The organism is Rhizobium sp. CRRU65 (assembly GCF_048551595.1).
GTDB classification, from domain to species: Bacteria; Pseudomonadota; Alphaproteobacteria; order Rhizobiales; family Rhizobiaceae; genus Rhizobium; species Rhizobium leguminosarum_J.
Genome location: NZ_JBLYZH010000002.1, coordinates 111,628 through 132,066, shown reverse-complemented (window position 1 = coordinate 132,066; position 20,439 = coordinate 111,628). Strand labels below are relative to the sequence as shown.

Genomic DNA, 20,439 nt, shown 5'->3' with positions numbered 1-20,439 from the left:
CCCGGCGACAACGGCACAACCGATACCATAGGATAATATACGGCAGGTTGATTAAAACGCACGATATCCTGAGGGTGCAATCCCGCGAAAAGGATAGATATGAGCGTGGAACTCGTTCGGGTTCTGGAAGCGTTGCCAGGAATGGCTTTTACCGCCCTACCGGACGGCAGCATCGATTTCATGAACGCCAATTTGGTTGATTTCCTCGGGCTTGGCGAAGCGGTGACGGTTTGGCCATTAGCCGCCTCTCCCGCAGACCTGCGGAACACGAGACAGCAGTGGGACGCGCTGCTGTCCGGACGCGAGCCTTTCGAAATCACATTGCCTATAGGTCACCCCACCGCCGCGTTGCAGGAATTGCATGTTCGCTGCAAGCCATTGATCGAAAACGACCGGGTGGAGAGGTGGTACGGCTTGGCGACCGAGGGGGCGCACATTGCATCGCGACCAGAGATACGAGACGGCGCCGCCGCGAAGGCATTGGATAATCAGACTATCTTGGAAAGTATTCCGGCCGGCATAGGAGTTCTCGATTCGAACGGAAACGTCGAGGCGATCAACGGCCACCTCCTGCAATACTATGGTCGGTCGCTTGATGAACTACGCTCCTGGGGTCGAAGTGATGTCGTCCATCCCGATGACATGCAGGGGTTAACCAAAGCCGTTCAACAGGCGGTCGACAAAGGCACGGCCTACGAGGCCGAGGTACGGCTCCGGCGCGCCGACGGCGAATATCGATGGTTCCAAATCGTCGGTTATCCCCTCGCGGATGAAAACGGCGGCATCGCCCGCTGGTACGCGCTCCATATAGATGTCGATGATCGGCGGAAGGCCGAGGACGCGCTACGATCCAACGAACTGGAGCTTCGGAACATCGTCAACGCGATGCCACTCACCGTGTGGACGAGCCGCCCCGATGGCTACTGCGACTTCGTCAACGATAGATGGCTGGAGTATGCAGGATTGAATGCCGAACAAGCAGAAGGTTCCGGTTGGGAATCCGTCGTTCACCCGGAGGATGCGAGCCATCTCGCAAAGTCCTGGATCGCTTCTCTTGCTTCGGGTCGTCCTGCTGATTTCGAAGCAAGAATGCGTGGAGCCGATGGCGGATACAGGTGGTTTCTCTTTCGCGCGACGCCGCTCCTGGGTGAAGACGGCAAGATCATCAAGTGGTACGGCACCCACATCGACATCGAAGACCGGAAGCGCGCGGAACGAGCGCTGGCCGAACGAGAGCGTGAGTCTCGTTTGATCGTCGACGGCATCGCAGGAATGATAGCAATCTTCTCGCCAGACGCCCAGTTGATCGACGGCAATCAGCAGATCCTCGACTATTTCGAGCGTCCGCTGTCGGAATTGAATGACTGGTCGAGCAACGGTATCACGCACCCCGACGATCTGCAGACCTGCATCGATAGCTTCATGGGCTCCATCGCCACGGGAGAACCATACGATTACGAAACCCGCTTTCTCCGGCACGACGGCACGTGGAGATGGTTCCAGCTTCGGGGGCTCCCCCTTCGCGACGCCGAAGGCGAGATCGTCCGGTGGTATGGACTATTGACGGATATTGACGACCGAAAGCGAGCCGAGGAGAAGCTGCGCAGAAGCGAGGCGTTTCTAGCGGACGCCCAACGCCTCAGCAAGACAGGGAGCTTCTTGCTTAATCTTGGCACAAGCGAAGTCACCTGGTCAGCGGAAACCTATCGTATCTTCGAAGTCGATCCGACGACGCCGGTGACGCTCGACATCGTCCTGTCCCGTCTGGATCCCGATAGTCTAGCTACCGTGGAGCAGGTTATCGATCAAGCCAACAGAGGGGCCGGCGACTTCGACTACGACATAACCCTGATAACGCCGAGCCACTCGCCAAAATACGTACGGGTGCTTGCGCATAGTGAGCGGAACAGGGATGGGGATCAGGAATTGATCGGCGCCGTGCAGGACGTTACCGAGAGCCGGAAGGCGGAAGATGCGCTCAATCGGGCGCGATCAGAACTGTCCTACGTAACTCGCGTTACGAGCCTCGGCGTGTTGACCGCGTCAATTGCTCACGAGGTGAATCAACCGCTAGCTGGCCTGGTGACCAATGCGGAGACTTGTCTGCGAGTTCTGGCTTCGAATCCTCCAAATCTCGATATCGCGAAGGACACGGCACGGCGAACGATCCGCGACGCCAACCGCGCTGCCGACGTGATCGCCCGTCTTTGGGAATTGTTTAGCCGCAAACCGCCGAACCTCGAGGCAGTCGACGTTAATGAGATTGCCGAGGAAGTCATCGCACTGATATCGAGCGATCTGCAGCATGCGAAAACGTCATTGACGGCCGACTTCGCAAACGATTTGCCGCGCGTGACCGGCGCTCGGGTGCAGCTTCAGCAAGTTATCATGAACCTCCTTCGAAATTCGATCGAGGCGATGCCGGCCGCGGGAGATCGGCCGCGACGAATTCGTTTGAAGACAGAGGGAGGCCTTCGAGAAATCCGGCTCTACATCGAGGATACCGGCGTAGGCTTTGACCCCCAGGGGGTGGACCGAATTTACGACGCTTTTTACACGACGAAGCCAGACGGCATGGGAATCGGCCTCTCTGTCAGTCGTTCGATTATTGAGAATCATCATGGCCGGCTGTGGGCCGAACCAAACGCTGACCATGGTGCTATCGTAGGATTTTCGGTCCCGACGTCTGCGAGCGGCGATGGGGAAAGTATCGGTCCGTCAGCGGTCCAGACGGCAAGTGACATGCAGAGGAATTTATGACTAGCCGCAAAAGACATGTCTCGGTCGTCGACGACGACGAATCCGTCCGCGAAGCCCTCCCAGATCTTCTCCGCTCGTTCGGTTTGTCCGTGGAAGCTTTTTCGTCCGCTGAGGCGTTTTTGAATTCTAAGTCGTTACAAACCAGCGACGGCATGATTCTTGACGTGGCAATGCCTGGCATGACCGGGCCGGAGCTTCAGCAGGAACTCGACCGGAGAGGCCGACGGATTTCAATCATTTTCATAACGGCGATCAAGGATGAGGACGTGCGGTCGAGGTTGATACGTGAGGGGGCTTGCGACTGTCTGTTCAAGCCCTTCAGCGCCGACGACCTTCAGGATGCGTTGCGGCTCGCATCATTGATAGACTGATATAGAGGGGCTGGCGCGGACGTAGGATGCCCCGCAATCCGGCATACGCGTAGGTACTAAAGTGTCTAGTGCCGCGCAGTAGCCGTCAAAGGATCGATATTGTAGGCTCTCGCCCGGAAAGTGGGCTTTGAGTGGGCGATGGGGATAAACGTCTTTCAATTCTTCGATGCGCTGCCCGGCATGGCATGGACCATGCTGGAGGATGGCCAAGTCGATTTCGTCAACCGAAGCTGGGTAGAGTTCACGGGGCTGCGACCGGCGTCCGGAGAGTCTTGGCGCTGGGAGGATGCGGTGCACCCGGCCGACGTTGGCGCGGTCACCGCCCATCTGCAGAGCGTTAGGCACGCAGAGACACAGGGAACGATCGAAGCGCGGCTTCGGAACGCTGCAGGCGAATTTCACCATTTCCTTATCCAGTGGGCACCTCTGGAAGACGCTCCCCACGGCGTAGTGAATTGGTGCGCGGTCGCGACCAATATTGAACCCGTCGTTCAAAAACGGGAAAGGTCACAGGCCGCACTCGATTTCCAGCTCGTCGTCGATAGCATCCCGATACCCGTGGCCGTGACAACACCGACTGGGGAAGTCGAAGGCCTCAACCAACTGACCCTCTCCTATTTTGGGCTAAGCCTCTCGGATCTAAAGGACTGGAAGGCTTCGGAGGTCGTGCACCCGGATGACTTGAAGGAAACCATCGAAGCCCAGATCGCCGCTCACATGGCGGGCACGTCTTATAACGTTGAGAGCCGCCATCTTCGCGCCGACGGAATTTATCGGTGGCACAATGTACTTGGTCTACCGCTGCGGGACCAGTCGGGTGCGATTCAGCGGTGGCTGCATCTTTTGATAGACATCGATGACCGAAAACGTGCCGAGGTAGCTCTTGCAAACAGTGAACGAGAGTCTCGCTTGATTGTCGGCACTATCGCAGGAATGGTCGCGCTCTTTACGCCCGAAGGTCAGTTGAACGGCGCAAATCAACAGCTTCTCGACTACTTCCAACTGCCCCTGGAGGAGGTTGTGAACTGGGCGACCAACGGTATCACGCACCCCGACGACCTGCAGCACTGTGTCGAGACATTTACGGCGTCGCTCAAAACGGGAGAGCCGTATGACTTCGAGACGCGCTTCCGTCGCCATGATGGCGAATTTCGCTGGTTCCAGGTCCGCGGCCACCCGGTCAAAGACGATAATGGCGGGATCGTCCGCTGGTATGGTCTGCTGACTGATATCGATGATGGGCGCAGGGCGGTGGAGGCGTTGCGCGAGCGCGAGATCGAGCTGCAATTGATCGTAAACTCGATCCCAGGCCTCATCATTGTGCTCCGGCCCGACGGGGCTGTGGAGAGCGTAAACGATCAGTCCTTGCGATATTTCGGCTATGATTTCAACGAGCATCAAAAGTGGAAGACCAACGATATCATTCATCCTGACGATCGTGACCGGGGCGTGGCCAGGTTCGCCGAGGCAGTCGCCGCTGGTCAATCGTACGAGGTAGTGGAAAGGCTCCGTCGGCACGACGGCGTCTATCGTTGGTTCCAGGTGCGGGGAACTCCCGTGCGCGACTACGAGGGCCTCGTTGTGCGATGGTACTTCCTGCTGAATGATATCGACGACCGGAAGCACGCCGAAGTGGCGCTTGCTAACAGCGAGAGGGAATTCCGCCATATCGTCAACATGGTTCCGGGCATGATCATACTTTCGCAGCCTGATGGAACGCTCGACGGGAGCAACCAACAGCTACTGGACTACTTCGGAATCTCTCTCGACGAGGTGCAAGACTGGTCAACGAACGGCATAACTCACCCCGATGACGTGCAAGTCAATATCGATACCTTCCTGGGCGCACTCAAGAGCGGCAATCCTTACGACTACCAAAGCCGTTATCGAAGACACGACGGCGTGTTCCGATGGTTCCAGGTGCGAGGACAGCCACTTCGTGACGCAGAGGGCAAGATCGTCCGATGGTATGGACTACTGACTGACATCGACGATCGCAAGCAGGCCGAGGATGAACTGCGTAGAAGTCAGGCCCTTCTCGTTGCAGGCCAGCGCTTGATCAGGACGGGTACGTTCTCCTGGCATGTCGAAACCGACGAGCTGATCTTGTCCGACGAATGGCTTCGAATCCTCGAATTCGAAAAAGACGAAGTCGTGACGTTTGACCGGATAACGGAGCGGATACACCCGGACGACGTTGCGCTCTTTGCCGGGAAGATCGGCGCCGTACGCGAAGGCGACGAGGACTCGGAATACGAGGTCCGCGTTCTCGCCCGCAACGGCGACATAAAGTACGTTCGCGTCATCGGCGAGGTTATAATTCACCGGAATGGAAATCGGGAATGCCTTGGAGCGATCCAAGACGTGACACAAAGGCGCTTGACGGAGGAAGCGCGCGATCGGTTGCGCACAGAGCTTGCGCGAGTGACCAGCATCCTCAGCCTCGGCCAGATGTCGGCGGCGATCGCGCACGAGGTGAACCAGCCACTGTCAGGCATCATCACGAACGCGAACACCTGTCTGCGGATGCTTGCAGCCACACCGCCCGACATAGAAACGGCCCTTGAGACGGCGCGGCGCACGATCAGGGACGGCAATCGTGCCACCGAGGTAATCGCCAGACTGCGGGCGTTATTCAGTAAGCGCAACATCGAATTCGAAGACGTCGATATAAACGAGGCGGTGAGTGAGGTAGTCGCCTTGTCTGCAGGTGATCAGAGACGCAACGGCGTCGCTATTCGAACGCACTTCGCCACCTCCCTTCCCCCCGTCAACGGCGACCGAGTCCAACTTCAACAAGTGATCAACAACTTGCTTCGCAACGCCATTGACGCGGTATCTGGCGTGAAGGATCGGCTGAGATTAGTCGAGATCCGAACCCAGCTCGGCGGTGATGGGCAGATAAGCGTCGCGGTTAGCGACAATGGAATTGGTCTCGACCCAGACGGAGGGACGCGGATCTTCGAAGCCTTCTACACGACGAAGAACAATGGGATGGGGATCGGTCTTTCAGTCTGTCGTTCCATCATCGAGAGTCATGGTGGTCGCCTTTGGGCTGAGCCTAACCAGGGGCCGGGCGTCACCATGCACTTCTCCGTACCGTCGGCCGAAGAGGCAAGCATCACGGCAGCCTCGCACTGAAAACCTGGCCCGTTGCTCAGCTCAGGCACTAGCTGTGATCCTGTCCATCGCCGCACGGCAGTCGAGCGGTCGGAGGAACCACCCGATACCAAGGTGTCGGCCATACCTTGGTCCAATTGTTGCAGAACTCCTTCACTGCGAATTTCCTCCTCGTAAAATAACAGCTCACGAGCAAGGAGGACGCCATGTCCCGAGTAGAGCCAAAAGTCACCCGTCGAACACTGCTTACGATCGCCGCGTCCGCCAGCGCCATCGGAGTCTTTCCCAAAGCGTTCGCAGCGACCGGTACCGAATCCGGGCTCCGACCCTTCAAGTTCACCGCGTCCAAGGATCAGCTCGCCGATCTCAATCGACGCGTTGCCGCCACCCGCTGGCCGGACGAGGAAAACGTCACAGACGACGGCCAGGGCGTCAGGCTCGACACGATTAAGAAGCTCGCCAACCATTGGAAGACCCACGACTGGCGAAAGGTCGAGGATCGGATCAATTCCCTCCCGCAGTTCCTCACGGAGATCGACGGCCTCGACATCCACTTCATCCATGTCAGATCGAAGCACGACAATGCGCTGCCGATCATCATCACCCATGGCTGGCCCGGATCAGTTATCGAACAGATGAAAATCATAAAACCCCTCACCGATCCGACCGCCTTCGGTGGCACCGAAGCTGACGCCTTTCATGTGGTCATTCCTTCCCTGCCGGGCTATGGATTCTCCGCCAAACCTAGGGATGCCAAGTGGACGCCGCCCCGAATTGCCAAAGCATGGGCTGTACTGATGCAGCGCCTCGGTTATGCCAAGTATGTGGCCCAAGGTGGCGATTGGGGGAATGCCGTCACAGAACTGATGGCGGTGCAGGAGCCCGCGGGGCTCCTCGGTATCCATACCAACATGGCGGCTACCGTCCCTGCCGAAATAACCAAGGCGCTTGCCGCCGGCACTCCACCTTCCACTCTCACAGCAGACGAGAAGCGGGCCTACGACCAGCTCGACGATTTCAACAAGAATGGGCTTGGCTACGCGATTGAGATGAACAACCGCCCACAGACCCTCTACGGAATCGTAGACTCGCCGATTGGGCTCGCGGCTTGGATGCTGGATCATGATATCCGGAGCTACCGAATGATCGCAAGGTCTTTCGATGGCGAACATGAAGGCCTTACGCCGGACGACGTCCTCGACAATATCACCCTTTATTGGCTTACCAACACTGCGATTTCGTCAGCGCGCCTCTATTGGGCCAACGCGCATTTCCCGTCTGGCGGTTTCTTTGATCCGCGTGGCATCAAAATTCCGGTCGCCGTGAGTGCTTTTCCGGACGAGATCTACCAGGCGCCGCAAAGCTGGGCCGAAAAAGCATATCCAAAGCTGATCCACTACAATCGACTGCCTAAGGGTGGGCACTTCGCAGCCTGGGAACAGCCGGAGCTGTTTACCTCGGAGCTGCGGGCAGCTTTCAAGCCTTTGCGCGACCAAATCTAGGTCGAGCGGTCAAATAGTCGAACCCACCCCTCGCGCCATCTTAATCTGCGGCGCCCAATCATCGGGCGCCGTGCGGAAAATATCCGCCGGTGTGTTCTGGAAAGTCATTATGTTTCAGCTTCCTGCACTTCTGCTCCGGGGCATGAGCATCGTCGTCAGTCCATTGAAGACACTAATGAGCGACCAGGTTTTCGGTCTTCTCCGAAAGAAAATTCCAGCGACCTTCGTCAAACAGCGCCCTCGCCCCGCAGGAAAAGGATATCCAATGCCGCGGGCTAGCACGTGCATTGCTCGATGCCGTATTCAGTTCGAAGCCACCGGTCCGGCGGTTCCGCTACTGCTGTGACGAGTTTACAAGGGTGAACCATCGGTTCAAAAGCGTGTCGGAGCACGTCAACACGGTGTTCGCGAAGCGTCGTTGACGTCCCCTTCCTCCCCCGATCCACCGTGACGTTTTTCGACGAACTGGAGAATATCCGCAGCGGCAGCGCGGAAATGCGGTGGCTCGGACCTCTCCATCGTGGTTCCTCTAAGCTTCTCACACAGAAGCTGCTCCAGCCGAAGGGCGACGTGGCGTCGGTCGACGCCGCTCGGGTGATATCGGTCAATCTCATGCTCGGTCATCGCCATTCCCCAGATCCATCCCATGTTGGGGCGGGACAGCTTTCAACCGCAAGCGGCCGAGTGTACCGCCGACAGGGTATTCGTGGAATCGGCCAACGACCTCGGCGTCCAGGAATCTTTCGAGGAAGCGCTTCGCTATGCATCACTTTTCGCAAAGCCGTCGGCCTCCGGAATATGGCTGGTAGGTACAATCGGACGGCCGAAAGGAGCGGTAGGCACGCGAGCAGGCGGTGATGTTGCAGGACGGCGGCGCGCCTTGACCATTGTTTGCGTCTTCTGTCGATTGCACTCCACTCAGCGCGGATTCGGCCGTCGCCTCGCGCATGAAGTCCCGCCAAATATGCGCTGGCAGGGTGCCGCCCGTCACGCCCTTCATCGGCGTGTCATCATCATTGCCAACCCAGACCCCAACGACCAGCGCTTGCGTGAAGCCGACGAACCAGGCATCACGATTGTTCTGGCTCGTGCCGGTCTTGCCGGCCGCGAACGTGCCAGGATCCGCTCCACGTCCAGTACCGCGCTCGACCACCAACTGCAGGAGGCCGATGAGATCCGACTGGTAGGGCGAAAGATCGACATTCAGCTTTGCTTGTGAGCCAACTCGAAACGCCTTGGGCTGCCCTGCCGCTTGAAAGTCGATGATGCCCCAGGGCCTGACAGGTGCCCTGCCGAGTTGGACGGACGCATAGGCGCTGGTGAGGTTGAGCAGATTGACCTCGGACGTGCCAAGCGCCAGAGACGGTGTGTTGGGCAGCGGCGCATCGATGCCGAGTTCGCGCGCCGCGGCAATCACATTGTCCAGACCGACCTCTTCGGCAAGCGCCACCGACGCGGCATTGAGCGATCGCGCGAACGCCTCGGCAAGCGTTACCCAGCCGCGATAGTTGCCACCGGAATTTTCCGGTGCCCAGCCGTCGATGTCGATTGGCGCGTCAAGAACCCGGTCGGACAAGGTGAGCCCGGCCTTCAATGCCGCGTAATAGACGAATAGCTTGAAGGTGGAACCCGGCTGGCGCATCGCGGTGACGGCGCGGTTGAACTGACTCGCCTTGTAGTCGTGGCCGCCAACCATCGCGACGACCGCGCCGTCGGGCGTCATCGCGACCAAAGCGGCCTGCGATGCTCCGACCGTCTTTCCTTCACTGTCGAGGGCTCGGTTCACGACCTTTTCGGCGATTTGCTGCAACCGGGGCACCAGCGTTGTGCGCACCGCAGTCGAACCGGGCGAGGAGCCGGCGATTTCGCTTGCTTGGGGTGAGATCCAATCGGCAAACCAGCTTCCGGAGCGTGGCGTGGGCGTCGTGGGTTGCAGCCTGGCGAAGCTCGTCTTGGCCTCCTCCAATTGTGGCGTGGTGATCTTGCCATTGGCCGCCATCGCGTCGAGAACGACCATGCTGCGTTGCCGGGCGCCTTCGAAATTGTCGATGGGATTCCATTGGCTCGGCGCCCGCAGCAAGCCCGCCAGCATGGCCGACTCCGACAGGGTGAGGCCCCCAATATCCTTGTTGAAATAGATGCGTGCGGCGGCGGGCATTCCGGTGGCGCCGGCGCCAAGATAGACGCTATTGAGATAGCGCGTCAGGATTTCCCGCTTGCCGAGCTTCCACTCCAGCCAGACCGCGATCACAACCTCCTGTATCTTGCGCTTTATCGTTCGATCGCTGTCGAGGTATTGCAGCTTGATGAGTTGCTGGGTGATCGTGCTGCCCCCCTCCACCACCGAGCCAGCCTCCAGGTTGCGCAGAAGCGCCCTCCCGATGCCCATGGGATCGATGCCAAAATGATCCATGAATCGGCGATCCTCGATGGAAAGGACCGCATCGATCAGATTGGGCGGAAACTGGTCGTATCGGGCATAAGGCCCTTGGTAAGGCCCCTGCCTCACCAACGGCGCGCCGTCGGCGGTTTCCAGCACCACGATCGGCTTCAACGTTCCATCCCGGATTTCGCTCCAGGGCACGTCCTTGAGGGCCCACAACAGCACGCTGCATACGAGGAGGCAGACAAGCAAGGCCGACCCCATAGCGAATTTCCACCAGTTCGCCGGAAGCCATCGGCGTCGGCGACTTTCGCGCGGCTTGGAACCCCGATCGCGAATGCCGCGCCCGGCTTTGGCCAGAGCAGTCGTCATCCATTTGGCGGGAGCTGATATGGTTTCCAGCCGCATCGACCGCCTTAGCTTCGTTGTCAAAAACGAAGCCATCGTCTTGGTCTTCGCCAAAGCAGAACTTGCCGCCAAATCGTGGCGTAGCGCGCGTAATAGATTGCTCGCAGCCTGTCGAGTTTGCACGAAAGTTCCGTGGGAGAATTGCGGGTTGTCGCCTTGGGTGATTCCTGGCGGATCCGAGGCGGCCGCTTGCGTCGCTGAATCTGCTGGCTGAATGCGACCCGTGCTGGAGTTGCCAAGGCTTTCGCCGGAAGATTCGGGAGGATTTGGCATCGGTTACCGCTAAAAGGCCAACGTGGCTTGAACCTTATAGCCGGGCGATGCCGAGTGTTCTACCGTAAAAGGTCCCAATGGCTCGTAGCGGGATTGCAGGAATGGTGCTGCGCCCATTGCCTGCAGCGGTAGAAGCGCACGCAACAGCACGAGTGGCTGAAAGGAACTGGCCCGCAGCAAGGTGCGATCAGCAACATAGCCCTAACGACGCGGGGCTGTTTTTCGGAGCGTATGCCCTAAAGCCCGTCGAAGGAGGTCCGTCACACCATTGCCGAGGCCGATCTGCGCCCTAATTTCCAAAGTCTTGGCGAGAGCGACCGACACATCGATGTCTTCGAGCGACGCCAAGATCACGGAGGCGGAATTGGAAAATGACCTCGGTCCCCGCCGCGTCTATTCGACCTCGCCATCCGCCCCTTCACGCATGCCTGCCTTCGCGAGTGTACTCGCTGTTATTGCCATTCTGTATTTCGGCAAGGAAGTACTTCTTCCTCTAGCAATCGCAGTCCTGTTGACGTTCGCGTTGGCTCCCATCTCCTCTCGTCTTCGAAAGCTTGGGATGCCGCGTATTCCGGCGGTAATCGTCACCGTCGTGATCGCTTTTCTTGTTCTCGTCCTGTTCGGGCTTGTCGTAGCGGGACACGTAGCCGAAGTCGCCCAGAACCTTCCTGCCTACCAAGGCAACATCATAGCAAAAATTCGGTCTCTCCAGGAAAGTGGAACGGATAGCGGTATTGTGCGGCGCCTGACATCCGTCGTTGAGAGCGTCGGTCGTGAGCTCAGCAACGCTGAGCAGCGCCCAGGTGCTCCAGGTACCGGATCAAGACCAAGGGAGCCCGTGCTCGTTGAGATATTCGCGCCTAGTAGACCAATTGAAACGCTTACTAGCCTGATTGGTCCTCTGCTTGGCCCCATCGCTTCATTGGGCTTGATCATCGTCGTCGTAATATTCATGCTTTTAGAGCGGGAAGAGCTTCGCGATCGCTTTATCCGGCTCGTTGGCTATGGCGATCTGCATCGCACAACAGAAGCCATCCAGGAGGCAGGTAGCCGCGTCGCGCGGTATCTTCTTATGCAGCTGGTGGTCAACTGCGCCTACGGTGTCCCATTGGCGCTCGGACTATGGGCGGTTGGCATTCCAAATCCAGCGCTCTGGGGGATGCTAGCCATCGTCCTTCGATTTGTCCCTTATATCGGGCCTGTAATCGCGACGGTTCTGCCGCTGTTCCTGGCCTTTGCAGTTGACCCTGGCTGGAGCCTTGTTCTCTGGGTTGGGGCCATCTTCCTTGTGCTGGAATTGACCAGCAACAACGTCATCGAGCCCTGGCTCTATGGTTCTCGTACCGGCCTCTCTCCGCTGGCAATCATCGTCGCGGCGATTTTTTGGGCGTGGCTGTGGGGACCAGTCGGTCTTGTGCTGTCCACGCCGCTGACCGTGTGTCTCGCAGTGTTGGGCCGGTATGTCCCGCAGTTCGAGTTCCTTGAGGTCGTTTTTGGTAGTGACCCTGTGCTCGATCCCAAGGAGCGGCTATACCAGCGGCTTCTTGCCGGCGATCCCGATGAGGCGACCGATTACGCTGAGGAATTCCTCGAGGAGGACTATCTGGAGGATTACTATGGCAAGGTTGCCATTCCCGCCCTTCTACTCGCGGAGAAGGATAGGCGTCGAGGCGTCTTGACCGCGGAGCAGATGGAACAGGTGTTCGGGACCGCCATCACGCTGGTCTCGAATCTCGCGGAAATCGCGCAGGAAGAAGAGCAGGAAGAGGAAGAGGAAGAGGAACAGAAGGAAGCGGCAGGTCGACCCAGCCCCCCCAAGGAAGGGAATGGCGATGAAAGCGAACTACCTGACGGACGGGGCAAGACCGTCTTTTGCGTCGGAGGCAGGGGCCCGCTCGACGACGCGTCGGCTGCGATGCTTGCCCAGATACTTCAGGTACAGGGAGCCGAGGTGGTCGCAGCGAGGCATTCCGACATCCCCAATCGCCGCGCCATGAGCCTCGTTCCGAAACAATCGAACGCCATCGTAGTTTGTTTCCTCAATGAGGACTCGACAAGGCACGCCACCATACTTGTTCGTCGGTTCAAGCGCATATACCCAGCCATTCGCGTCGGCGCGGTCCTTTGGGTGGAAAACCAGAAGGAAAGGCAACCGCCCGCGCTTGGGGAGGCAGATTTCGTTGCCACAACCTTGACCTCGGCTGCCCGCGAGGCACTCGCCGATGCACCACCATCATTGGTGACGACCGCGCGCAAGATTCGTACCCGGCGGTCCTCGAACAAGACAGGCATAGCCGCCGCGCGCTCCGGGATTTAGCGGCAAACGGTGTTCAGGGGCCGGTCAGAGCCATGGAGCATCACATGAATTGCACATTCGCGGGTTGGAGCCTTTTGCAGGGAGACGCTTGAAGAGGCAGCGACGCTACTTACCGCCAGTTGACCAGCGCGCTTGCCATTGTAGATGATTTAAAGGAGAGTCCTCGGCGTGGCCCTCGAGGCCTGAGCAGCCTGCCATGATCGGAGAACGCCGTGCCTCTGAAAAATATTTTGGCCGCAGCAGCAATCGTCTTCATGACACTCTCGGGATGCGCGACGAGTGGATCGGACAACACGACCTATGCACAGCCGCAGGGGATTGGCCCAGTTCGCGGCGATATTGGCGGTTACTAAGCCCATCGGCGCCACTGAGCTCCGCACTTTTCCCGGCAAAATCAGTTCATCGTTCATTCTGATTTTGATTGTCGCCCCTTTGACGTGGAGCTTCTCTCCGCGACCTGGGTGCCGTGATCACTCTCCTGTGGCATGTCCAGGATCGCTCAGACCATCAGGTATCGGCTCGTCCCGCTGCGAAAAGATGGTGAGGTTCCTGCTCGCTCATGAGCCCGCAATCGACGGCGGCTCGCCCAGTCGAAGCGTCGTGGTGCCCGGCGTGCTTGGCGACGGCGGATGATGCCGTTGGAGACAAAGAGCGGAATTCTTTACGGATGAGCCGTACTGGTCCGCTCATGTGGCATCCAGGATGACGGACTCCAAAGACGTTCAGGTCGAGCTCTCCTTCGGCGGCTCACGTATGCCATTTGGACCGTGTTTGCTCAGCGGCCCAGACGTCGGTTTCAGCGTCTCGCGTTGACCTCTCGATTGCTTGGCCGCATTGGAGACATCGACAGTCGATCTCCTACTCTTGTCAATTAGATGGGCGCCACTCGCCGACTCGGATGGCGCCGCTCTCGGTCAGTTCGGTGCATAGGAAGTGTGAAAGCTCATCGTGCCTGATTACGGCGGCGCTTAGCCGGCCAGTCCGATACGCTCCGGTATCCAAAGCTATGCGATTCGAATAGACTTCAGGTCGAAGAGACTTAGTGATCGTGTGACCGTGTAAAACGACGTGATCATGAACATCAATGTGGTCGAGAAAACCCGCCCTGATCCACCGCAAGTCGTATTCGCTTTGATTTGCGAGCTGAACGCCGGGACGTATTCCAGCGTGAACAAAGCAGAAGCGCCCGATCTCCTTGAATGACAGCGCATTTTCCAGCAAGTCCACATGGTGTGGGAAAACGCTGCGGATATCTGCAGCGATATTCTCGAACGCAGGGATTGGGCGAGTGGAATACGCGCTCAATGTCGCGACGCCTCCCCAATCCATCCAGTTGACAGCGTCCTCATATGCGAGAGCACCACGAAGGAGCTCACGCAGGTAAAAATCGTGGTTGCCAAGGATTAGTCGAGAACCCGGATAAAGGTTGAGTGTCGAACAGACCTGATCCAGGACCTTTGGACTGTGAGGGCCACGATCGATCAGATCGCCCAGGAACATCACGACCGGCTTCGTATCATGATTATCCGAGTCAGCGGCGATGTATCCAAGCATGGCCTCGAGAAGATCGGCGCGTCCATGGACGTCGGCAATGGCATAGACAATGGACGGCAAGCTCTCGGTGATGATCACTATTTTTTCCTGCAGGTGAACATGGCGCCTTCATAGTCCAGTCTTCCCCCGATTCGATATAGTGCCCGGATCACCGCATCAAACGCGGCTGCATCAGCCTCGAAAGCCGAGAGCTCGCGGCCAGGCGTCGACCTGCCCGAAAGAACGCTCATGGCGCCATAGCCTTCAGGCACATCGAATTTGCTGGCGATATGCTTATAGCCTTCAGTGCAAAGTTCATCGGCTACGACCAATCGGCACTCCCGCTTCTGGATAAAGACTACGAAGAGATTTGGATATTGCTTGACCTTGCTGTCGTATCGGTCGCCGTTTGTCGGCCGCCAACTCAACATCAATCAGTCTATTTCCCGGAATGTGATCGAATAGCGAAGTGTGTCGACCGGCGGAATGGAGTGCTCCCACTCGTTTCGGGCCGGCCCCGACAGGAGATATGCCGACCCCGGCTCTACCCTGAGCGAGAAGCGCTCCCACTTGGCGCCAGCCCGCCGTCTCAATCTGAAGGTGCATGCGGCCAAGAGCGACACACCGACAACCCGGCCAAATACCTTTTTGTCCCTATGCCATCCAATCGGGGCGCCTTGGGCATATTCGGTGACCAGCGCTTGCTGCAGCTGGTTGGCCTCGATCCCGGCAAAGCCGGCGGCGAGCGCACGGACAGGAAGAAGGATATCGGGGATATTCTCAGCCGGCGTCATCCGTTCCGTCTCGAAGTCGTACTTCCAGCCGAAGGAGACGACCCTTCTTTTCCCCTCGAAGCCGTGGAAATCGAAAGGCTTAAGCGGCAATGAAGAAACGTATTCGAGAAGGCGAGACTGTTCGAAGTCCGGAACAACGGCAGCGTCGTAGCGGAAGCCTTCAGGAAGCTCCTCTTCCGATGCGGCAAACAGGTCTCCTTGCTGCGATGGTTTCATGACAAACTTCGGCAATTCGTATAGAAAGGAGATTGAACTCGTGGAGCGCGGAGGGAATTCCCCGCGCCCTCATCTCAATATAGAGCCCACGGTGGTACATGGCGATGCTGGTCGTGGCACCGGTTTTCATCGCGCTGAAGCCTTGCAGTGTCACAACGCCTTCGCGGTCGTGTCCATCCAGGCACGATGCCGTTCCTCGTCCTGGTGCGCCTTCATGAAAAACGCTTTCGAGGCGGGGATGGCGTCTTCGTGACGTGATGCTCGCTGGTAGGCGGTCACGGTATCATCTTCATTCGTTTTCATTGCCTTGAGAATGGCGGCATCCCCCATCAGATCGGCGAGGGCGATCTTGCCGGTCGTCAGCATCTCCTTCATGTCGCCCCGCGTCGGTGCCTCGATCCCAAGCTCGCGCGCCATCTCGTTGAGTACTTCAAGATGCTGCAAGTGGTCCTGCTTGAAGCTGGTGATCTTTGTCGCGAACTGCTTGTCGTCGAGACGCTCGATGCAGGAATCATACGCGGCGATCGCATCATACTCAAGATAGATCAGATCCTTGACCAAACCCTTGATGTCGGATTCATTGCCTACCATCGTTACCATGTCGTCCTCCATTTGCTGTTGAGAAGGGGCAAACCCTCTGCGCGGACTGTTGTTCCTTTGACGCGATGGATGAGACGCGTTCTTGCCATGGCGGGAGGCTCGACCGAGCTTCACGCGATATCACGATGGAACGCCCCAGACGAAATGAGGGTGACCTTTGGGCCATCTAAGGCCGATCAAGTCGTTTATATCGATGCGCGCTTTCTTGAAGCCTTCTCCGTGGAGGGCGTCCCCAGAAGTCGACGTTTCCCAGCGGATCCGACCGCGCAGGCGAAGATCGTCTTTGGGCTGCAGACACAACGGCCAGGTCTGCGCTCCTACCTCGCCCGCATCGGCGATGATGTCGCGGAGCACTCGACTTTTATCTTTCCCTAGGAGAACCAATGGACGCCGTTGTTCGCGGGGTCGCCATCTACTTCACCCTGCTCATCATCCGCCTCTCTGGTCGCCGCTTGGTGCGGTGGCGGCGACGGTAGCGGTCGCGCTCGGTCTTGTCACTCTTGCAAATACCTACAGCCGAAACAGCCGTCGTCTATCGTCGCGCCAAACAGCGCGCACTGGAGTTCGTGAAGACTGGAAGGGACGCTTCCCTGAAGCCTCGCCTGCGCAGCGCAGCGTCGCCAAGCCAAGAAGGCGCGTATTTCATGGCACGGCGATCTTGGCGACGCATCCAGAGCTCCCTGGACGGCGGATATCGATCAAATCGAGGTGCCGGGCATGGGTGGGCTCCGCGAAGTTTGCTTCTTTCACCGGAAAAGCCAGACACTGGTGGTTACCGACCTGATCCAAAGCCTCGATGATCACCAGCAATCCTCATGGACGCGGCTGTTCTCATCGCTTGTCGGCGCGCAGGAGAGAGCACCAGTCTCCTATCGCCTTCCACTGACACGGGATAACCTCCAGGGTCTGGATGCGCGCATCCCGCCGGCGTGTTAAGCGTTGGCCTGCCGACCAGTGCCATTCCGATATCGATCATCGTAGGGATGGAATTGAATCGCCGAGGCTCGCGAAGTGCCGGCAACCAAACAGGACATGACTTTTGACCTCCACCCAGATGCGATCCGAGGATCCGGAACTCGGAGAGGAAACCAGAGGCGGCCTACCTTCGCTCGTCCTCGCCGCGCTGGGCGTCGTCTATGGCGACATCGGGACGAGCCCGCTCTACGCGTTCAGGGAGGCTCTCCACGCCACGGGCGGGTCGGGAGCCCACCAAGAGAACGTCCTCGGCATCCTTTCATTGATCATCTGGGCTCTCACCATCGTCGTCACGCTGAAATACGTGACCTTCGTGCTGAAGGCGGATAACCGGGGCGAAGGCGGAACGCTGTCTTTGATGAGCCTCGCGCGGGAGAGCCTAAGAGGACGACCCAAATGGGTGCTTGTCCTCGGCGTGACGGGCGCGTCGCTGTTTCTCGGCGACGCCATCATCACGCCGGCGATTTCCGTTCTCTCGGCGGTCGAGGGCATTCAGGTGGTGGCGCCCGCTCTTACGAACTGGGTGGTGCCGATCACGCTGACGATCATCGCCGCGCTGTTCTTCGTCCAGCGTTTCGGCACGGGCGGCGTGGCGGCCGTCTTCGGGCCGATAACGGCGCTGTGGTTCGTCGTCCTGGGCGTCAGCGGGGCGGTCCACATCCTCGACGATCCATCGGTCCTCGGCGCGATCAACCCGGTCCACGCCGTTTGGTACGTCGCCAACAACATCGCTTCCGCCGTCGCGGTCTTCGGCGCGGTCTTCCTCGCGGTGACGGGCGCCGAGGCGCTTTACGTCGACCTTGGACACTTTGGCCGGCGGCCGATCGTCGTGGCGTGGTTCGCGCTCGTCTTCCCGAGCCTGCTCCTGAACTACTTCGGACAGGGAGCCTTCGTGCTCGCAAATCCCACGATGGCTGCCCATCCGTTCTTCAACATGCATCCAGAATGGGCCAGGATCCCCATGGTCTGCCTCGCGACGGCGGCGACGGTCATCGCCAGCCAGGCGGTGATATCGGGAGCATACTCGCTCGTGCGCCAGGCGATCCATCTCAACCTGCTTCCCCGCCTGCAGATCCTGCACACGTCCGAGACCCATTCGGGGCAGATCTACATGCCGCGGGTGAACACGCTGCTCTTCGTCTTCGTGGCGGCCCTGGTCCTGTTTTTCCGCAGTTCCAGCGGACTGTCGGCCGCCTATGGCATCGCCGTCACCGGCGAGATGCTGATCACCTCCGTACTGCTGTTCGTCGTCATGCGGCGGATCTGGAGTTGGAAACTGGCAACGACCCTCGCCGTCATCATCCCGATATCCCTGATCGACGCCGGTTTCCTCGCGGCCAACATCGCCAAGTTCGCCGACGGCGGCTGGGTCCCGGTGGCCGTCGCCGCCACCATGGCGCTCATCATGCAGACCTGGACGGCAGGGCGACGGCTCCTCATCAGTCGCACCAAGGCCGACGAAATTCCGCTCGCGACGATCATCGACAACCTGGCCCGCAAGAAGCCACCGACGGTGCCAGGAACCGCGATCTTCCTGACAAGCGACGTCGAGGGCGCTCCGACGGCGCTCCTTCACAGTCTGAAGCACTACAAGGTGCTTCACGAGCGGAACGTCATCCTGAGCGTCGTCACCGCCACCACGCCGTTCGTTCCCGACACCGAGAAGATCTTTCTCGAAAGTTTCAATCCGCTGTTCAGCCGGATCGTCGTCACCTTCGGCTACATGGAGACGCCCAACATCCCGCGCGCGCTTGTCCTGGTGCGAAAGCTCGGCCTGAAATTCGACATCATGTCGACCTCGTTCTTCCTCTCCCGCCGGACGATCCTTCCATCAAGGAAGGGCGGCCTGCCCTTCTGGCAAGATCGGCTGTTCATCGCCCTTTCGCGCAACGCCAGCAATGCCACGGATTATTTCGGGCTGCCCACCGGGCGGGTGGTGGAACTCGGCCTGCAAACCACCATCTAGCCGGCCGCTTCCGAAACCAGGTCTCCGACGTCGCGCCATGGGTGAATGATTGAAAGCGCTCGGCAACCAGGAATCTAGGCTTCGCGACAAGTCGCCACGCGACGCGTGTGGAATAGACGTCATGAATGACAGCTCGATGTTTATAGCGTGCACGTCGTGAACCAAATGCCGAACTTGCGACCGTCAGCCCTTCTTGTTCTTGAGATCGTGCCTGCCACGGCAGGCACGCCTCCTCCAAACAATGAGCATACCAGGCAAAGGCGCGTCCGCGCCGGCGCCAGTTCGCGCACGGCTTGACCGGTTAAAAGGGTAGCCGCAGGAGGGTTAGCGGAGCGCCGCTCGGGAACGAGCGGAACCCGGGACCGACTGCCCCCGGCAAGCCGTTCCGCTTTGGGTGTACCCGTGGTGCCCCTCGCCTCGCCTGCCCGGCCGCGCCAACGACCTCGCGATATCGACGATGTCGTCACGCGAGGCAGTCGGATCCTCTTTATTCCAGGCGACGCCAGCCCGATCCGGAAATCGATGCCCCTCACCGCCTTCAGCTCGAAGGCCCGGTTCGGCAGGCCCTCGGTCCATTCCGGCGCAAAGCCGATGCCAAGGCCTGCCGAGACGCCGCTAACTCCGTTGGGCGAATTTACACGGGGGCAAAATGGGCGCAGTTTTCAATTACAAGCAAGGAGGATCAGCCGTGAAAAAGTTCGCTACTGCTGTTGTGATCTCACTGGCGTTGGTCTTTTCAGCGCCGGCTTTTGCGAAGAATGAAGGGAAATTGCCGAAGAGCGCGGTCGAATTGTCCGAGCAGGAAGTCAAGGATCTATACCTCGGCCATACCGTCAAGTACGACGTCGGCGACGGCTTGGTCTATTACACCTGGTTTGCCGATGGGACGCTCAAAGGCGTCAAAGTTGGCAAAAAGAAAGGTGAGTATGGCTATGCGGAAGGCACGTGGACAGGCACCGGCAACACCTTTTGCTTTACTTCGAATTGGAAAGACAAGAGTGGCGAGACCAAATTCGTCTACAGCCCGTGCAAGGGTTGGTGGCGGGTCGGCAAGCAGATTTGGACTAAGAACATTTCCGGCGATGACCAGTACGACGGAGACATCTACAACGGCGAAGTGAAAAAAATGTCAAAAGGTGACAAGGTCACGCCGATGTTCGACAAGGCCAAAGCCGCAGCGAAATGACAGAGAATGGTTCTCCTCGACGGCTTGGAGAATCT

Annotated in this window: 13 protein-coding genes and 1 pseudogene; 8 read left to right on the top strand and 6 right to left on the bottom strand. The window is 58.7% G+C overall.

The features are described from left to right. Positions 1–99 precede the first annotated feature (99 nt). The 4 genes from ACM5SV_RS03885 (at position 100) to ACM5SV_RS03870 (ending at position 7,753) form a co-directional block, all read left to right on the top strand. The gene (locus ACM5SV_RS03885) at positions 100–2,760 is read left to right on the top strand and encodes a PAS domain-containing protein (RefSeq protein WP_419425062.1); all 2,661 of its coding nucleotides are present in this window, start codon (positions 100–102) and stop codon (positions 2,758–2,760) included. Further along, the gene (locus ACM5SV_RS03880; protein WP_012763370.1) at positions 2,757–3,131 is read left to right on the top strand and encodes a response regulator; all 375 of its coding nucleotides are present in this window, start codon (positions 2,757–2,759) and stop codon (positions 3,129–3,131) included. The genes ACM5SV_RS03885 and ACM5SV_RS03880 overlap by 4 nt, the downstream gene beginning before the upstream one ends. A 138-nt stretch (positions 3,132–3,269) precedes the next feature. Continuing rightward, positions 3,270–6,272 (top strand): PAS domain-containing protein, encoded by a 3,003-nt coding sequence (locus tag ACM5SV_RS03875; RefSeq protein ID WP_017996553.1) that lies wholly within the window; start codon positions 3,270–3,272, stop codon positions 6,270–6,272. A 185-nt stretch (positions 6,273–6,457) separates the two neighbouring features. Beyond that, a complete protein-coding gene (locus tag ACM5SV_RS03870) occupies positions 6,458–7,753 on the top strand; it encodes an epoxide hydrolase family protein (RefSeq protein WP_017996554.1) in 1,296 nt (431 codons plus the stop codon). A 766-nt stretch (positions 7,754–8,519) separates the two neighbouring features. Here the strand turns inward: ACM5SV_RS03870 and ACM5SV_RS03865 are convergent. Beyond that, entirely contained in the window at positions 8,520–10,817 is a 2,298-nt protein-coding gene (locus ACM5SV_RS03865) for a PBP1A family penicillin-binding protein (protein ID WP_017996556.1), read from the bottom strand. Between the two features lie 328 nt (positions 10,818–11,145). On the opposite strand from ACM5SV_RS03865, the gene ACM5SV_RS03860 reads away from it, so the two are divergent. Next, positions 11,146–13,134, top strand: a complete 1,989-nt coding sequence (locus ACM5SV_RS03860; RefSeq protein ID WP_221991156.1) for an AI-2E family transporter — start codon at positions 11,146–11,148, stop codon at positions 13,132–13,134. Between the two features lie 867 nt (positions 13,135–14,001). On the opposite strand, the gene ACM5SV_RS03855 is transcribed toward ACM5SV_RS03860, so the two are convergent. From ACM5SV_RS03855 to ACM5SV_RS03840, 4 genes are all read right to left on the bottom strand, one after another. Then, positions 14,002–14,766 carry a metallophosphoesterase gene (locus ACM5SV_RS03855; RefSeq protein ID WP_017996558.1) on the bottom strand — a complete coding sequence of 255 codons (765 nt, stop codon included), beginning with the start codon at positions 14,764–14,766 and terminating at the stop codon, positions 14,002–14,004. Further along, a complete protein-coding gene (locus tag ACM5SV_RS03850) occupies positions 14,766–15,101 on the bottom strand; it encodes a hypothetical protein (protein WP_157628366.1) in 336 nt (111 codons plus the stop codon). Before ACM5SV_RS03850 ends, ACM5SV_RS03855 begins: the two co-directional genes overlap by 1 nt. Beyond that, positions 15,102–15,677 (bottom strand): alpha-ketoglutarate-dependent dioxygenase AlkB, encoded by a 576-nt coding sequence (locus ACM5SV_RS03845; RefSeq protein WP_003554114.1) that lies wholly within the window; start codon positions 15,675–15,677, stop codon positions 15,102–15,104. Between the two features lie 150 nt (positions 15,678–15,827). Continuing rightward, the gene (locus tag ACM5SV_RS03840; RefSeq protein WP_003554116.1) at positions 15,828–16,277 is read right to left on the bottom strand and encodes a DUF2383 domain-containing protein; all 450 of its coding nucleotides are present in this window, start codon (positions 16,275–16,277) and stop codon (positions 15,828–15,830) included. A 717-nt stretch (positions 16,278–16,994) separates the two neighbouring features. Between ACM5SV_RS03840 and ACM5SV_RS03835 the strand changes: the two genes are divergently transcribed. Then, on the top strand, positions 16,995–17,213 hold the full coding sequence (locus ACM5SV_RS03835; RefSeq protein ID WP_260690367.1) for a DUF4336 domain-containing protein: 219 nt from the start codon (positions 16,995–16,997) through the stop codon (positions 17,211–17,213). Between the two features lie 118 nt (positions 17,214–17,331). Next, positions 17,332–19,218: a potassium transporter Kup gene (locus tag ACM5SV_RS03830; protein WP_409936799.1), complete on the top strand. Its 1,887-nt coding sequence runs from the start codon at positions 17,332–17,334 to the stop codon at positions 19,216–19,218. A 420-nt stretch (positions 19,219–19,638) separates the two neighbouring features. Here the strand turns inward: ACM5SV_RS03830 and ACM5SV_RS03825 are convergent. Beyond that, positions 19,639–19,838 (bottom strand): annotated as a pseudogene (locus tag ACM5SV_RS03825) (LysR family transcriptional regulator); the annotation flags it as partial. A gap of 68 nt (positions 19,839–19,906) precedes the next feature. Between ACM5SV_RS03825 and ACM5SV_RS03820 the strand changes: the two are divergent. Continuing rightward, complete coding sequence (locus tag ACM5SV_RS03820; protein WP_026157622.1) at positions 19,907–20,404, top strand: DUF995 domain-containing protein; 498 nt, start codon at positions 19,907–19,909, stop codon at positions 20,402–20,404. Positions 20,405–20,439: the final 35 nt, after the last annotated feature.

What these genes read in the sequence shown, in the direction of transcription:
- ACM5SV_RS03885 (WP_419425062.1), top strand. Translation starts at nt 100, where the DNA reads ATGAGCGTGGAACTCGTTCGGGTTCTGGAAGCGTTGCCAGGAATGGCT.
- ACM5SV_RS03880 (WP_012763370.1), top strand. Translation starts at nt 2,757, where the DNA reads ATGACTAGCCGCAAAAGACATGTCTCGGTCGTCGACGACGACGAATCC.
- ACM5SV_RS03875 (WP_017996553.1), top strand. Translation starts at nt 3,270, where the DNA reads ATGGGGATAAACGTCTTTCAATTCTTCGATGCGCTGCCCGGCATGGCA.
- ACM5SV_RS03870 (WP_017996554.1), top strand. Translation starts at nt 6,458, where the DNA reads ATGTCCCGAGTAGAGCCAAAAGTCACCCGTCGAACACTGCTTACGATC.
- ACM5SV_RS03865 (WP_017996556.1), bottom strand. Translation starts at nt 10,817, where the DNA reads ATGCCAAATCCTCCCGAATCTTCCGGCGAAAGCCTTGGCAACTCCAGC.
- ACM5SV_RS03860 (WP_221991156.1), top strand. Translation starts at nt 11,146, where the DNA reads ATGTCTTCGAGCGACGCCAAGATCACGGAGGCGGAATTGGAAAATGAC.
- ACM5SV_RS03845 (WP_003554114.1), bottom strand. Translation starts at nt 15,677, where the DNA reads ATGAAACCATCGCAGCAAGGAGACCTGTTTGCCGCATCGGAAGAGGAG.
- ACM5SV_RS03840 (WP_003554116.1), bottom strand. Translation starts at nt 16,277, where the DNA reads ATGGTAACGATGGTAGGCAATGAATCCGACATCAAGGGTTTGGTCAAG.
- ACM5SV_RS03835 (WP_260690367.1), top strand. Translation starts at nt 16,995, where the DNA reads ATGGGTGGGCTCCGCGAAGTTTGCTTCTTTCACCGGAAAAGCCAGACA.
- ACM5SV_RS03830 (WP_409936799.1), top strand. Translation starts at nt 17,332, where the DNA reads ATGCGATCCGAGGATCCGGAACTCGGAGAGGAAACCAGAGGCGGCCTA.